Origin of the sequence: Kitasatospora sp. NPDC057518 (assembly GCF_042802075.1) — a bacterium.
Lineage (GTDB): Bacteria > Actinomycetota > Actinomycetes > Streptomycetales > Streptomycetaceae > Kitasatospora.
The window spans coordinates 29,612-43,903 of the sequence record NZ_JBHVEU010000016.1; the positions used below are offsets into that span (position 1 = coordinate 29,612).

Below are 14,292 nucleotides of genomic sequence, written 5' to 3' on the forward strand. Positions count from 1 at the left end.
GACCTTCCTCAGAAAGGGTCTACGGCGGGATTACTTGTTGCCGAAGACGAACGGCATGACGATGCCGATGAGGGCGAGCGCCTCGGTCAGCGCGAAGCCGATGAACATGTTGGAACGGATGAGACCGGCAGCCTCGGGCTGGCGGGCCATGGCCTGGACACCGTTACCGAAGATCAGACCGACGCCGATGCCGGGGCCGATGGCGGCGAGGCCGTAGCCCAGGGAGGCGACGGAACCGTAGACAGTGCCCTCAGCGAGGATGCTCATTGACGTTGTCCTTTGCAGGGTGGTGAACCGGTGGTGATTGGCCACCGGGCGATCCGGGACGGGAAGTGGTTCTCGGCGGGGCCGGGGCCCCGGGGCTCAGTGCGCCTCTTCCAGGGCACCGGCGATGTAGCTGCTGGCCAGCATCACGAAGATGTAGGCCTGCAGGAACTGGACCAGCAGCTCGAAGGCGGTCAGGCCGACGGCCACGATGAACGAGGCCGAGCCGTACAGCGCGCCCAGGGACGGGCTGAGCAGGTACCAGGAGGCGATGGAGAACATCACGATCAGCAGGTGGCCGGCGAACATGTTCGCGAAGGCTCGGACCGCGAGCGTGAAGGGGCGCACGAAGATGTTCGAGAAGAACTCGATCGGCACCAGGATGAACATGACCCAGCCGGGAATGCCCGACGGCCAGCAGAGGTTCTTGAGACCGCCGACGAAGCCGTGCTTCTTGAAGGTCAGCGTCATGTAGGTGATCCACACGACCGCAGCGAGGCCGGCCGGGAACGCGATCGCCGCCGACACCGGGAACTGTGCGAACGGGATGATCGACATGATGTTCATCAACCAGATGAAGAAGAACATCGAGACCAGCATCGGGACGTACTTCTCGCCCTTCTTGCCGATCGTCTCCAGCACGATGGAGCGCTTGACGAAGTCGTAGCCGATCTCACCGACCAGCTGCAGCTTGCCGGGGACGAGGCGCGGCTTGGCGAAGGCGGCCCAGAAGAACACGACGACCAGGAGCGCGACGATGATCGACAGCAGCATCGGCTTGTTGAACTCGATGCTGCCGATCGAGAAGATCGGCTTGAACTGGAACTCGTTCAGACCCGGGGCCGGGAAGCCACAGCCAGCGTCCCCGAAGTGGCAACTGCCTGAGGCGAGGGACGTGAGTTCAGCACTCACCGCGGACTCCTTCGTCGTGACGCATGGTTACGGCAACCTCGGTGTGTCGGCGTGGCCTGCGACCACGGAGCGGCACTGGAACTTGATGGGTTTCTCGCCGACCCCGCGCGCCGGTGCACGGCACCACAGCGGGATCATCGAAGACTGCGCGGATCAGGGGGGCGATCCGTCCGCTCTCCGGACAGACCAGGCCTCTTCCCGTACTCCGTTGTTGCGACGGACGATAGCAGCCCGTCAGTGCGGCATAAACACCGCCCCCCTCGTTGGGGGGACAGTTGGGCCTCGTCACTGTTGACGCCCCTTGTCGGAGGGCTTGTCGCCCTTCTTTTCGGAGGCGTCGGGGTCGACGTAGAAGGTTTTGGCCTTGAGCGCACCGCGCACCTGGAAGCCCGTCCAGATCAGGGCGCAGCCGAGCAGGGTGAACGCGAAGGCCTGCCGGTTGAACAGCTCGGTGTCCTTGAAGACCGCGAGCACGATGCCGACCAGCAGGATCTGCGTGGTGTACACCAGCAGCGCCGCGGCCATCATGATCTGCGGGTTCGACCTGGTCAGCCGGTCGAGCGCGACCTGGCCGAAGCTGAAGAAGGCCATCACGAGGAGTGCGCCGAAGAGGGCGCCGAGCAGCCCCTTCCCACCGGCAACGGCAAAGGAGATCACCATGGCGATGATTCCGGCGACCGCAGTGGGAATCGCGGCGCCTCGGAGGATCCGGGCGTCGGTGGACGGCATGTCGGCAGCTCCGGCGGCATGTCGATGTGGCGGGGGACGGGCACTGCGGTGGCGGGTGACACCGGACCGAGGCATCGCCGCGGGCCGCCATGTGAGCGACGGGCCCGGTGAGGGAGACCGACAGGGACGGAAGTCATCCACCTGTCAGGTCTTTCGGCGTGTTCTCGATACTCGTGAACGGTATCACAAACTATTTGATGAGAGCTTTACCATGAATGTGTGGCACCTGTCACACCAACGGCGCAACGATTCCGCCGTTCGGGTGACGGCCACCTGTCGTGGCATCAACTCCCTTGTCAGTGGCGGCCGGTGGCCTTGGGGTGGGAGCCGACCGCGGTGGAGCCCACGCCGGACTCCCGCCCGGCTTCACCCAGGAGTTCCTTGTCCTTGGCCGACAGTTCAGCCATCGGACCGCTCTGCTGCCGGCGGTAGCGCGGGGGGACGAAGGACTGCACCGCCCGCGGGGCGCGCGGCCGGAACCGCGGGGTGAGCAGCACCACCAGGCCGACCAGGCAGAGCCCGGCGAGCGTCAGGACGACGGTGCGGCCGGTGTTGGTCACCGAGAAGGCGACCGAGCCGAAGGCGATCAGCGCGGCCCAGAAGTACATGATCATCACGGCGCGGCTGTGCGAGTGCCCCACCTGGAGCAGCCGGTGGTGCAGGTGGCGCTTGTCCGCGGCGAACGGGGACTGGCCCGCCCAGGTGCGGCGCACCACCGCGAGCAGCAGGTCGGCCAGCGGCAGCGCGATGACCGTCAGCGGCAGCAGCAGCGGGATGTAGATCGGCACCAGGGCGTGCACGGCGGCGGTCTGCGAGCCGGCCTCGTTGCTGATCAGGTCCGGGTCGACCCGGCCGGTGATGGAGATCGCGGCGACGGCCAGCATCAGGCCCAGCATCATCGAGCCGGAGTCGCCCATGAAGATCCGCGCGGGGTGCATGTTGTGCGCCAGGAAGCCCAGGCACATGCCGATCAGCAGCACGCTGAACAGCACGGCGGGGGCCGCGTCGGAGATCGTGTAGCCGTACCAGAGCCGGTAGCTGTACAGGAAGAAGGCCATCGCGGCGATGCACACCATGCCGCCGGCCAGGCCGTCCAGGCCGTCGATGAAGTTCACCGCGTTGACCATGACGACGACCAGGGTGACCGAGATGACCATGCCCTGGGTCGGGCTCACCGCGACCGGGCCGACACCGGGCACCGGGAGGGTGATCACCGTGACGCCCTGCCAGACCATCACGCCGGCGGCGATCATCTGGCCGCCGAGCTTCACCAGCGCGTCCACGCCCCACTTGTCGTCGAGCACCCCGAGCAGGAACATGATCCCGGCCCCGGAGAGCAGCGCGCGGATGTCGGTGCCCTGGGAGAACACCTTGCTCAGGTTGTCCAGCTGCGAGGCGACCAGGATGCCCGCGCACAGTCCGCCGAACATCGCGATGCCGCCGAGCCGCGGCGTGGGTTCGCGGTGCACGTCGCGGGCGCGCACCGGCGGCATGGCGCCGGCCGCGATGGCGAACTTCCGGACCGGGCCCGTCAACAGGTAGGTGACGGCGGCGGTGCAGAACAGCACCAGCAGATACTCACGCACCACTGGCCTCCTGCATCACTGTCGAACGGGGAAGTACCGAAGGTACTCCCCTGCCTTCCCGGGGTTCGAGGTGCGTCGCCACGGCACACACCTTATTGAGTCGGACGCCCGGACCGTGCATCGCGGTTCGCCCTCCCGGGTAGGAGATCCGGATACCCGCGGAAGGCCGCCGTCAGGCCCGGTCGGCGAAGGCCGCCGCCAGCTCCCGGACCCGCGCCGCGGCCGGGACGACCGCGTCCCCGGCGAGCACCCGCGCGATCAGCCCGGCGATCTCCGCCAGCTCCGGCTCCCCCATCCCCTGGCTGGTGACCGTGCCCGTGCCCAGCCGGATGCCGGAGGTCTCGGCGGCCGGCGCCGGGTCGTACGGCAGCGCGCACTTGCCGAGCAGCAGCCCGGCCGCCGCGCAGCGCCGCTCGGCCTCCGCGCCGGTCACGCCGAGCGGGCTCACGTCGGCGGTCACCAGATGGGTGTCGGTACCGCCCGTCAGGGGGCGCATTCCGGCCTCTGCGAGCCCCGCGGCGAGCGCCCGCGCCCCGGACACCGTCCGCTCCGCGTACGCCCGGTACGCGGGCTTCGAGGCCTCCGCGAGGGCCACCGCCTTGCCGGCCACCTCGTTCATCGCCGCGCCGCCCTGGCTGAACGGGAACACCGCCCGGTCGATCCGCTCGGCCAGCTCCGCGGTGCACAGCAGCAGCCCGCCGCGCGGGCCGCGCAGCAGCTTGTGGGTGGCCGCCACCGTGACGTCCGCGTACGGCACCGGGGAGGGCGCCACCCCGGCCGCGATCAGCCCGGTGGTCTGCGCGGCGGAGGCGATCAGGTAGGCGTCCACCTCGTCGGCGATCTCGCGGAACGCCGCCCAGTCCGGGTGCCGGGGGTGCGAGATCGAACCCGCCACGATGGCCTTGGGGCGGTGCTGCCGGGCCAGGTCGCGGACCTGGTCGAGGTCGATCAGCCCGTCGGACTCGCGCACGCCGTAGCCGGTGAAGTCGAACCAGCGCCCGGAGAAGTTGGCGCGCGAGCCGCAGCTGAGGTGGCCGCCGTGCTCCAGCGACATCGCCAGCACCCCGTCGCCGGGCCGCAGCAGCGCCGCGTACGCCGCCAGCATCGCCGAAGTCGCCGACCGCGGCTGGACGTTGGCGTGCGGGGCGGCGAACAGCTCGCGGGCCCGGTCGATCGCCAGCAGCTCGGCGGCGTCCGCCAGCGCGCAGCCGGTGTGGTGCCGGCGGCCCGGGTAGCCCTCGGCGTACTTGTCGATCAGCGGGCCGGTGAGCGCCGCCAGGACGGCGGGGGTGGTCAGGTTCTCCCCCGCCAGCAGCTGGATCGTCTCGGCGCGCCGCTCGGCCTCCGCGGCCAGCAGGTCGGCCAGCTGCGGATCGGCCCGGTGCAGCGCCTCGGACGCCCAGGGGCGCCCGGTCGTGGCGGTCGGGCCGGACGCGGCATCGGTGACGGTCATGGCGGGGCTCCCGGGCGCTGCGGGGACTGTGTCACCCAGCGTAGGACCGCTCCCGCCACCCGGCCCGCCGGGCCGCGGCCGAACGGCCCCGTGCGGCGCCCTGCCCGGGCCCGGCCCGTCAGCGCGGCGCGGGGACGCCGGTCAGCGCGGTGACCACCGGGTCGACCGCGTGGAATATCTCCTCGCCGCAGTTGCGGAACATGCCGATCGGCGCCCCGTACGGGTCGTCCACCTCGTCCGACTCCGGCGTGGCGGCCAGCAGCCAGCCGCGCAGCGCGGCGGCGGCCCGGACCAGCGCGCGGGCCCGCTCGGTGACGTCGGCGCCGCGCCTCGGGTCCGGCAGGGTGCCCGGGTCTATCGTCCGCACCAGGCGGGTGAACTCCTTCAGCGTGAAGGTGCGCAGCCCCGCCTCGTGGCCCATCGAGATCACCTGGGCGCGGTGGTCCAGCGTCGCCGTGAGCACCAGGTCGGCCTCGACCACGTGCTCGTCCAGCAGCTCTCGGCCGGTGAAGCCGCCGCTGTCGGCGCCGTACTCGTCGAGCACGGTCGCGGCGTGGTCCTCCATCGGCGCGCCCTCGTGGCCCCAGGTGCCGGCGCTCTCCACCAGGATCCGGCCGGCCACCCGGGGGCTCAGCCGGGTGTCCAGCTCACGCCGGGTCAGCCGCTCGGCGATCGGCGAGCGGCAGATGTTCCCCGTGCAGACGAACAGGATCCGGAAGTGGTCCAGCGGCCTGGGGCCCACGCTCAGGTACGGCGCTATGCCCGGCCCGGCGTGCAGCGAGGCGGTGGGCGTCAACTGCCGGCCTCCAGGTCGGGGACGACCTCCCTCAGCTGCTCGACGCTGATCGCACCGGCCCGCAGCAGGACCGGGACCTTGCCGGTGACGTCCACGATCGACGAGGTGGCGGAGTCCTCGGCCGCCCCGCCGTCCAGGTAGACCGAGACCGCGTCGCCGAGCTGGGCCTGTGCCTCGTCACAGGTCAGCGGGGAGACCCCGCCGATCCGGTTGGCACTGGAGACGGCCAGCGGGCCGGTGCTGTTCAGCAGCTCGATGGCGACCGGGTGCAGCGGCATCCGGACCGCGACGGTGCCGCGGGTGTCGCCGAGGTCCCAGCGCAGTGAGGGCTGGTGCCGGGCGACCAGGGTGAGCCCGCCCGGCCAGAAGGCGTCGACCAGCTCCCAGGCCTGCTCGGAGAAGTCGGTGACCAGGCCGTGCAGGGTGGTCGGCGAGCCGACCAGCACCGGCGAGGGCGTGTTGCGGCCGCGGCCGCGGGCGGCCATCAGCTCGCCGACCGCCTCCGGGGAGAAGGCGTCCGCACCGACCCCGTACAGGGTGTCGGTGGGCAGCACGACGAGTTCGCCGCGGCGGATGGCCGAGGCGGCCTCGCGCAGACCGGTGGCGCGGTCCCCGGCATCGGCACAGTCGTAACGGCGGCTCATCGGTGCGGTCCCCTTCCGGAGTGGCTCATGGCGTTACAGCGCAGCCTTGCGCGCCGTCGTACGGTGCTCGGTGGTCACGACCCGACCCTCCGGGCCGTCGTCCTGTGCCCGACTGGTCACGACCCGACCCTCCGGGCGGTCGTCCTGTGCCCGACTGTTCACGACCCGACCCTCCGGGCGGTCGTGAAGCGGGGCCGGTTGTTCAGGTCGCGGTGGTCGGCGGTGTCCGTCCAGCCGTGTTCCTCGTTGAAGATCCACGGCACCTGGCCGCCCTGCTGGTCGGCGTGCTCGATCACCACCGCGCCGCCCGGGCGCAGCAGTCGGGCCGCGACCCGCTCGATGCCGCGGATGGTGTCCAGGCCGTCCTCGCCGGAGAACAGGGACATCTGCGGGTCGTGGTCGCGGGCCTCCGGCGCGACGTACTCCCACTCGGTGAGCGGGATGTACGGCGGGTTGGAGATGACCAGGTCGAAGCGGCCGTCCCAGGAGCGGTCGTCCTCGAAGGCCTTGGTGGCGTCACCGGCGTGCAGGGTGACCCGGGCGCGGTCCGGGCTGGCCTCGATGTTGCGCCGGGTGTACTCCAGCGCCCCCTCGTCCAGTTCGAAGGCGTGCACGGTGGAGCGCGGCAGTTCCTGGGCCAGGGCGAGGGCGATCGCGCCGGAGCCGGAGCACAGGTCCACCACCAGCGGCTCGGCCACGTCCATGTCGCGCACCGCGTCTATCGCCCACTCGACGACCGTCTCGGTCTCCGGCCGGGGCACGAACACCCCGGGGCCGACCTCCAGTTCGAGGTAGCGGAAGAACGCCCGCCCGGTGATGTGCTGGAGCGGCTCGCGCGCCTCGCGGCGGGAGACCGCCTCCCAGTAGCGGGCGTCGAAGTCGGCGTCCTTCACCGTGTGCAGCTGGCTGCGCTTGACGCGGTGGACGTAGGCGGCGAGCTCCTCCGCGTCGAAGCGCGGCGACGGCACGCCGGCCGCGGCCAACCGCTGGGTGGCCTGGGCCACCTCGGCGAGCAGCAGGTTCATCCGTACGACCTCTTGTTTCTGCGCTCCGGCTTCGGGCGAAGCGCGGGCTGGGGCGCGCCGGTCTCAGTTCTCTTGGGCCGCGGCGGCGAGCTTGGCCTCCGCGTCCTTGTCGACGCAGGACTGGATCACCGCGTTCAGTTCGCCGTCCAGGACCTGGTCCAGGTTGTACGCCTTGAATCCGGTGCGGTGGTCCGAGATGCGGTTCTCGGGGTAGTTGTACGTGCGGATCCGCTCCGAGCGGTCGACCGTACGGACCTGGCTGCGGCGCGCGTCCGAGGCCTCCCGCTCGGCCTCCTCCTGCGCGGCGGCCAGCAGCCGCGAACGCAGGATGCGCATCGCCTGCTCCTTGTTCTGGAGCTGGCTCTTCTCGTTCTGGCAGGACGCCACGATACCGGTCGGCAGGTGGGTGATCCGGACCGCGGAGTCGGTGGTGTTGACCGACTGGCCGCCGGGGCCGGAGGAGCGGTAGACGTCGATCCGCAGGTCGTTGGCGACGATCTCGACCTCGACCTCCTCCGCCTCGGGGGTGACCAGCACGCCCGCCGCGGAGGTGTGGATGCGGCCCTGGGACTCGGTGGCGGGGACGCGCTGCACGCGGTGCACGCCGCCCTCGTACTTCAGCCGGGCCCAGACGCCCTGGCCGGGCTCGGCGTTGCCCTTGGTCTTCACGGCCACCGAGACGTCCTTGTAGCCGCCGAGGTCGGACTCGTTGGAGTCGATGATCTCGGTCTTCCAGCCGATCCGCTCCGCGTAGCGCAGGTACATCCGGAGCAGGTCGCCGGCGAACAGCGCGGACTCCTCGCCGCCCTCGCCCGCCTTGATCTCCAGGATGACGTCCTTGTCGTCACTCGGGTCGCGCGGCACCAGCAGCAGCCGCAGCTCCTCGGTGAGCTCGTCCCTGCGGGCCTCGGAGGCCTTCGCCTCGGCGATGAACTCCGGGTCCTCCGCGGCGAGTTCGCGCGCGGCCTCGATGTCCTCGCCGGCCTGCCGCCACTGCCGGTAGACCCGGGTGATCGGGGTCAGCTCGGCGTACCGCTTGGCCAGCTTGCGGGCGTTGGCCTGGTCGGCGTGGACGGACGGGTCGGCCAGCCTCGTCTCGAGGTCGGCGTGCTCGACGAGGAGCTCTTCGACTGCCTCGAACATGGGGTGGCCTTCTTCCCGGTGACTCGGAAACGTGTGGGGGGTGGGGAATTCGCGGGGGGACGCGAACGGCGCCGGCCCCCAGCGCCCCCGACAACGAGTACGGGGGCACCGGGAACCGGCGCCGAGGGAGCGCTAGGCCTTCGCGCTGTGCTGCTTGCCGAAGCGGGCCTCGAAGCGGGCCACGCGGCCACCGGTGTCGAGGATCTTCTGCTTGCCGGTGTAGAACGGGTGGCACTGCGAGCAGACCTCGGCGCGGATCTCGCCACTGGTCTCGGTCGAGCGGGTGGTGAACTCGGCGCCGCAGGTGCAGGTCACGCGCGTGACCACGTACTCGGGGTGAACGTTGGGCTTCAAGGGGTTCTCCTAGGTTTCGGGAGGGTACCGGGTCGGCGGCTGGGGCGCCGCACGTGAACCGGGACCGACGGACCAGTCTGCCAGGACCGGCCGCATCTTCCCAAACCGGGTCGCGTTCCGGGATATTCCGGACCCCCCTCAGCGGGTGGCGGTGGCCTTCGCGGACGGCTTCCCCGCGGCCGGCGCGGGGGCCGTGGGGGCCGCCTGGGCGGGGTTCTCCGGCTGTTCGGAGACGATCGCGAAGGGGAACGGCTGGTCGGCCTTGAGCGCCGCCCAGACCTGCCCCGCCTGCGGCTGCAGCGGGACCACCCGGTTCGGGTCACTGGGGGCCGTCTCCACCGGCAGGGTGACCATGCTCAGCTGGTCCGGGCCTATCCCCTTGAGCTCCTGGGCGAGCCCCACCAGCGAGTTCACCGAGCCGAGCGCGGAGTCGGTGGTGATGCTCCTGGTCACCGTGTCGCCGACCGACCACAGCTTGACCGGGTTGGTGAGCATCCCGCTCCCCCCGACCTGCTGCAGCAGCGACTTCACCATCTGCTTCTGGAGCTCGATCCGGCCGAGGTCGCTGCCGTCGCCGACGCCGTGCCGGGTGCGCACGAAGGCCAGCGCCTGCTGTCCGTCCAGGTGGTGCTCGCCGGGCGGCAGGTCGAGCCCGCTGTCCTTGTCGTGGATGGCCACCGTGGTGGTCACGGTGGCCCCGCCTATCGCGTCCACGACCCGGGCGAAGCCGGCGAAGTCGACCTGCAGGTAGTGGTCCATCCGCAGCCCGGTGAGCTGCTCGGTGGTCTTGACCGCGCAGGCCGCGCCGCCGCTCTCGAAGGCGCTGTTGTACATCGCGCGCTTGGCGCCGGGCACCGGCTTGCCGTTCGCGTCGACGCAGTCGGGGCGGGCGACCAGGGTGTCGCGCGGGATCGAGACGATCTGGGCGCCGGAGTGGGCCTGGTTGACGTGCACCACCATCGCGGTGTCCGAGCGGGCGGTGCCGCCGGTGTCCCCGCCGGCGACCGAACCGTTGTCGCCGGCCCGCGAATCGGAGCCGAGCACCAGGATGTTGAAGGAGCCGTCGGTGGCGGCCGGCGGCCGGGCGTCGCCGAGCCGGGCGTCGATGTCGACGCTGGTGATGTTCCCGTTGAGCCTGAAGTAGGCGAAGAGGCCCGCGCCGGCGCCGAGGACGACGAGCGCGGCGAACGCGCAGGCGGCCGTCCGCAGGATTCTGCGGCGGCGACTCAGGACCCTCTTGTGCTCGGCCATACGGTCCAGAGTAAATCGGACAACATGATCCAAACGCCCCCAAGGTGTCCCGACTCTGGAACAAAGCGGCCAGGACGCACGGAACCCCGGACCGCTCGCGCGATCCGGGGTTCCGTGCTTCGACAGCCGTCCGGCTACGGTCAGTCGCCGGAGCCGGGGGTGGTCTTGGCGATCTGCATCAGGAACTCGGCGTTGCTCTTGGTCTGCTTCATCTTGTCCAGGAGCAGCTCGATCGCCTGCTGCGAGTCGAGCGCGTGCAGCACCCGGCGGAGCTTCCAGACGATGGCCAACTCCTCGCTGCCGAGCAGGATCTCCTCCTTGCGGGTGCTGGAGGCGTCCACGTCGACGGCCGGGAAGATGCGCTTGTCCGAGAGCTTCCGGTCGAGCTTGAGCTCCATGTTGCCGGTGCCCTTGAACTCCTCGAAGATCACCTCGTCCATGCGCGAGCCGGTCTCGACCAGCGCGGTGGCCAGGATGGTCAGCGAGCCGCCGTTCTCGATGTTGCGCGCGGCACCGAAGAACTTCTTCGGCGGGTACAGCGCGGTCGAGTCGACACCACCGGACAGGATGCGGCCGGAGGCCGGCGCCGCCAGGTTGTAGGCGCGGCCGAGGCGGGTGATCGAGTCCAGCAGGATGACCACGTCGTGGCCCAGCTCCACCAGGCGCTTGGCCCGCTCGATGGCCAGCTCGGCGACGGTGGTGTGGTCCTCGGCCGGGCGGTCGAAGGTCGAGGAGATGACCTCGCCCTTCACCGACCGCTGCATGTCGGTGACCTCTTCCGGACGCTCGTCGACCAGGACGACCATCAGGTGGCACTCGGGGTTGTTGTGGGTGATCGCGTTGGCGACCGCCTGGAGCACCATGGTCTTGCCGGTCTTCGGCGGCGCGACGATCAGACCGCGCTGGCCCTTGCCGATCGGCGACACCAGGTCGATGATCCGGGTGGTCAGCACGCCCGGGTCGGTCTCCAGGCGCAGCCGCTCCTGCGGGTAGAGCGGGGTGAGCTTGTTGAACTCGGGGCGGCCGCGGCCGCTCTCCGGGTCCATGCCGTTGACGGAGTCCAGGCGCACCATGGCGTTGAACTTCTCGCGGCGCTCGCCCTCGCGCGGCTGGCGCACCGCACCGGTGATGGCGTCACCCTTGCGCAGGCCGTTCTTGCGGACCTGGGCGAGCGAGACGTAGACGTCGTTCTGGCCCGGCAGGTAGCCGGAGGTGCGCACGAACGCGTAGTTGTCGAGGATGTCGAGGATGCCCGCGACCGGGATCAGGACGTCGTCCTCGCCGACCTGCGGCTCGGCCACGCCGGCGGCCTCGAAGCCGTCACGGCCACGACGGCCGCGGCGGTCGCGGTAGCGCCCGCGCCGGCCGCGGCGGCCCTCGCCGAACTCGTCGTCCTCGTAGCCGCCCTGCTGCTGGGCCTGCGGCTGCTGGGTCTGCTGGCCCTGACGGCCCTGCTGCTCGGCCTGGCCGCCCTGCTGCTGGCCGCCGCCCTGCTGGGGCTGGCGGTCGGCGCGCTCGCGGCGGTTGCGGCGGTCGCGGCGCGACTCGCGGCTGTCGCCGTCCTGGGCCTCGCCGCCCTCCTGGCGGTCGGTGCGCTCGGTGCGCTCGGTGCCCTCGCGGCGGTCACGGCGCTCACGGCGGTCACGACGCGACTCGCGGCCGTCCTCGCGGCCCTCGAAGCCGCGGGTCTCGGCCGGGCGGGCCTCGGCCTGCTTCGGCTCGGCGACCGCGACGGTGGCGGGCTCGGCGGCGGCCTCGGCGACCGGGGCGACGGGCGCGCCGGCGGCCGAGGTGGCCCGGCGGCGGGTGCGCTCGGTACGGGCGGGCGCGGCGGTCTCCGCGGCGGCCTGGACCGGGATCTCGATCTGGGCCTGCGGCTCGGCGGCGGCCGGGGCCTCGGCCTTGGCGGCGGCGGCCTTGGTGCGGCGGGCCGGCTTCTCGGCCGGGGCCTCGGCGTCCGCCTTGGCGGCGGTGCGCTTGGCGGCCGGGGCGGTGCCGCCGGCGGCGAGCAGCGGGTCCCCGCCGCTCTTCTCCTTGATGGTCTCGATCAGCTGGCTCTTGCGCATGCGTCCGGTACCGGTGATGCCAAGGTCCGCGGCGAGCTTCTGGAGCTCGGCCAGGACCATGCCGTCCAGGCCCGCGGCGGCACTGCGGCGGCGCCGCGCCGGAGCAGCGGGGGCGGCGGCTGCGTCCGACGCCTCTGCGTCCGGGCGCGCGCCCATCAGATCGGTGGAGTCGCTCACTAAGGGTCCTTCCCTGGAGCGGACGTCGGCCTGTCTGGCTCGGCGACCGGTTGTGCTGTCCTGACCAACGCTCGACTGCGTCGGTCCGAGGCGGTGATCCCTCGAATGGCGGGAGCCTGTCGAGAGAGGGTTACGTGCGAGGTGCGGTGCGTGAAGCACGGTGGTGCTGAGTGGCGCGTGGGCCGGTCGTGTGTCGACCTCCCCTGAGGGCGTAACCCCCACGCTTCCTGCGAATCCCGGGCCCCCGTCGCGTGACGGTGGCCCGTGCTCCGCCCGTCCTGGCCTCAGGTGGGAGGCTGCGGGTGGGAGTCAGGTGCCGTCACGGCTTCGGGATGCGGCCGCATGTCGCGCAGGCAGGCTGCGTACGCGCTGCGGTGGGCTCCCGGAGAATCGTCGCCCCGTGCATCGCCGGGACTCCACTGCCGTGGAGCGCTGGGATCGGGACGCGGCGCACCTAGCCCCGGAGGGCACCTGGTGCAGCAATGAGGTTAACACTACCGACCCCCTCAGACATTCCCCAGCCTTGCGCTTGCCAATCGTGTCCGTCGGACCCGGCTCGGCAGGGTGCCGGTGCCGGGTCCCGAGCGGCCCGTTCGGGCTGCTCAGACGTCCAGCGGGAGCACGACGGCCCCGGTGCGGTCGACGTCCAGCCGGTGCGCGGCGAACGCCGGGTCGCCGCCGTGGCCGTGGTGTCCGGCGAAGGAGAGCACCTTGTCGGCGCCCGCCTCGTCGGTGAGGGCCAGGACGGTCGGACCGGCGCCGGAGACGACCGCGGGGAAGCCCTCGGCGCGCAGGGCGCCGACCAGCGCGGCGCTGTCCGGCATGGCGGAGGCGCGGTAGTCCTGGTGCAGCCGGTCCTCGGTGGCGGCGAGGAGCAGTTCGGGGCGCCTGGTCAGCGCCTCCACCAGCAGTGCGGAACGGCCCGCGTTGACGGCCGCGTCGGCCAGCGGGACGGTCTTCGGCAGCAGTCCGCGCGCGGTCTCGGTGAGCACCTCGCCGGCCGGCACGAACACCACCGGGACGACCTGCTCGGACGGCTCCAGCACGACCGCCTTGGCCGACTCCTCGTCGGTCCAGGCGATGGTGAAGTTGCCGCGCAGGCAGGCCGCGACGTTGTCGGGGTGGCCCTCCAGCTCGGAGGCGAGGGCCAGCAGCGCGTCGTCGTCCAGCGCGGACCGGCCGCCGATGGTCACCGCGCGGGCGGCCACGATGCCGGCGCAGATGGCGGCCGAGGAGGAGCCGAGGCCGCGGCCGTGCGGTATCCGGTTGGCGCAGACCACTTCGAGGCCGCGGGGCTGGCCGCCGAGCCGGTCGAAGGCGGCGCGCATCGAGCGGACCAGCAGGTGGCGCTCGTCGCGCGGCAGCGTCTCGGCGCCCTCACCGGCGATGTCGACGGAGAGGCCGGAGTCGGCGACCCGGACGACCACGTCGTCGTACAGACCCAGCGCGAGCCCGAAGGCGTCGAAGCCCGGGCCGAGGTTGGCGCTGGTCGCGGGAACCCTGACCCGGACGGCGGCGGCACGGAACGCGGGACCGGCCATACGGTGGACTCTCCTGGGGTAAATCGGGCGGCGCGGAGCGCGTCGTCGGTGCGAGGGTGGGAACGGACCGCGGCCCCTCCGGGGGGCGGGCGGTCGCGGTGTCGGCGCGGCCCGGACCCGCCGGGCCCGGGGCATGTGCCACACGGCCGAAGCCAGAGTATCGAAGAGAGGTTCCCGAGCGGTACACCCCGTGGGCCTTCGATCTGGTGTGTTGCCGTTCTGGCCGGAAATGCTCACCCCTCCCCGTCGACGGGAGGGGTGGAAAAGGATCGCAATGCGGAACCCAATGGACACAAAAGTGTCAGGGGGGAACTCCGACGGGCCGACCCTCGAAAGGGCTGTCTCTTATAC

General features: G+C 71.6%; 13 protein-coding genes. All 13 read right to left on the minus strand.

The genetic code is table 11. The annotated features are described in order from the left end of the window. Nucleotides 1–30 precede the first annotated feature (30 nt). Nucleotides 31–267, minus strand: coding sequence for an ATP synthase F0 subunit C (gene atpE / locus ACFU7Z_RS03190; RefSeq protein ID WP_031074289.1), 237 nt, complete (start codon nt 265–267; stop codon nt 31–33). A 96-nt stretch (nt 268–363) separates the two neighbouring features. Next, entirely contained in the window at nt 364–1,176 is an 813-nt protein-coding gene (gene atpB / locus ACFU7Z_RS03195; RefSeq protein WP_049651806.1) for a F0F1 ATP synthase subunit A, read from the minus strand. A gap of 285 nt (nt 1,177–1,461) precedes the next feature. Then, the gene (locus ACFU7Z_RS03200; RefSeq protein ID WP_049651807.1) at nt 1,462–1,905 is read right to left on the minus strand and encodes a hypothetical protein; all 444 of its coding nucleotides are present in this window, start codon (nt 1,903–1,905) and stop codon (nt 1,462–1,464) included. Nucleotides 1,906–2,201: 296 nt separating this feature from the next. After that, entirely contained in the window at nt 2,202–3,491 is a 1,290-nt protein-coding gene (locus ACFU7Z_RS03205; RefSeq protein WP_049651812.1) for an MraY family glycosyltransferase, read from the minus strand. 172 nt (nt 3,492–3,663) lie between these two features. Further along, nucleotides 3,664–4,944 carry a serine hydroxymethyltransferase gene (gene glyA, locus ACFU7Z_RS03210; RefSeq protein WP_049651808.1) on the minus strand — a complete coding sequence of 427 codons (1,281 nt, stop codon included), beginning with the start codon at nt 4,942–4,944 and terminating at the stop codon, nt 3,664–3,666. Nucleotides 4,945–5,062: 118 nt separating this feature from the next. Continuing rightward, nucleotides 5,063–5,722, minus strand: coding sequence for a protein-tyrosine-phosphatase (locus ACFU7Z_RS03215; RefSeq protein ID WP_369808349.1), 660 nt, complete (start codon nt 5,720–5,722; stop codon nt 5,063–5,065). A gap of 14 nt (nt 5,723–5,736) precedes the next feature. After that, nucleotides 5,737–6,384: an L-threonylcarbamoyladenylate synthase gene (locus tag ACFU7Z_RS03220; protein ID WP_049658072.1), complete on the minus strand. Its 648-nt coding sequence runs from the start codon at nt 6,382–6,384 to the stop codon at nt 5,737–5,739. Between the two features lie 158 nt (nt 6,385–6,542). Beyond that, on the minus strand, nt 6,543–7,409 hold the full coding sequence (prmC, locus tag ACFU7Z_RS03225) for a peptide chain release factor N(5)-glutamine methyltransferase (protein WP_049658073.1): 867 nt from the start codon (nt 7,407–7,409) through the stop codon (nt 6,543–6,545). Nucleotides 7,410–7,472: 63 nt separating this feature from the next. Continuing rightward, nucleotides 7,473–8,552: a peptide chain release factor 1 gene (gene prfA / locus ACFU7Z_RS03230; RefSeq protein ID WP_049658075.1), complete on the minus strand. Its 1,080-nt coding sequence runs from the start codon at nt 8,550–8,552 to the stop codon at nt 7,473–7,475. A gap of 132 nt (nt 8,553–8,684) precedes the next feature. Next, entirely contained in the window at nt 8,685–8,906 is a 222-nt protein-coding gene (gene rpmE, locus ACFU7Z_RS03235; RefSeq protein ID WP_030057539.1) for a 50S ribosomal protein L31, read from the minus strand. Between the two features lie 138 nt (nt 8,907–9,044). Further along, nucleotides 9,045–10,157, minus strand: coding sequence for an LCP family protein (locus ACFU7Z_RS03240; protein WP_380775616.1), 1,113 nt, complete (start codon nt 10,155–10,157; stop codon nt 9,045–9,047). Nucleotides 10,158–10,297: 140 nt separating this feature from the next. After that, complete coding sequence (gene rho, locus ACFU7Z_RS03245) at nt 10,298–12,400, minus strand: transcription termination factor Rho (protein WP_181970680.1); 2,103 nt, start codon at nt 12,398–12,400, stop codon at nt 10,298–10,300. A gap of 602 nt (nt 12,401–13,002) precedes the next feature. Beyond that, nucleotides 13,003–13,941 carry a homoserine kinase gene (gene thrB, locus ACFU7Z_RS03250; protein ID WP_049655887.1) on the minus strand — a complete coding sequence of 313 codons (939 nt, stop codon included), beginning with the start codon at nt 13,939–13,941 and terminating at the stop codon, nt 13,003–13,005. Nucleotides 13,942–14,292: the final 351 nt, after the last annotated feature.

Bases quoted from the DNA above. Each gene is read 5' to 3' on its own strand.
- ACFU7Z_RS03220 (WP_049658072.1), bottom strand. From the start codon at position 6,384: ATGAGCCGCCGTTACGACTGTGCCGATGCCGGGGACCGCGCCACCGGT.
- prmC (WP_049658073.1), bottom strand. From the start codon at position 7,409: ATGAACCTGCTGCTCGCCGAGGTGGCCCAGGCCACCCAGCGGTTGGCC.
- atpE (WP_031074289.1), bottom strand. From the start codon at position 267: ATGAGCATCCTCGCTGAGGGCACTGTCTACGGTTCCGTCGCCTCCCTG.
- ACFU7Z_RS03240 (WP_380775616.1), bottom strand. From the start codon at position 10,157: ATGGCCGAGCACAAGAGGGTCCTGAGTCGCCGCCGCAGAATCCTGCGG.
- glyA (WP_049651808.1), bottom strand. From the start codon at position 4,944: ATGACCGTCACCGATGCCGCGTCCGGCCCGACCGCCACGACCGGGCGC.
- thrB (WP_049655887.1), bottom strand. From the start codon at position 13,941: ATGGCCGGTCCCGCGTTCCGTGCCGCCGCCGTCCGGGTCAGGGTTCCC.
- ACFU7Z_RS03200 (WP_049651807.1), bottom strand. From the start codon at position 1,905: ATGCCGTCCACCGACGCCCGGATCCTCCGAGGCGCCGCGATTCCCACT.
- prfA (WP_049658075.1), bottom strand. From the start codon at position 8,552: ATGTTCGAGGCAGTCGAAGAGCTCCTCGTCGAGCACGCCGACCTCGAG.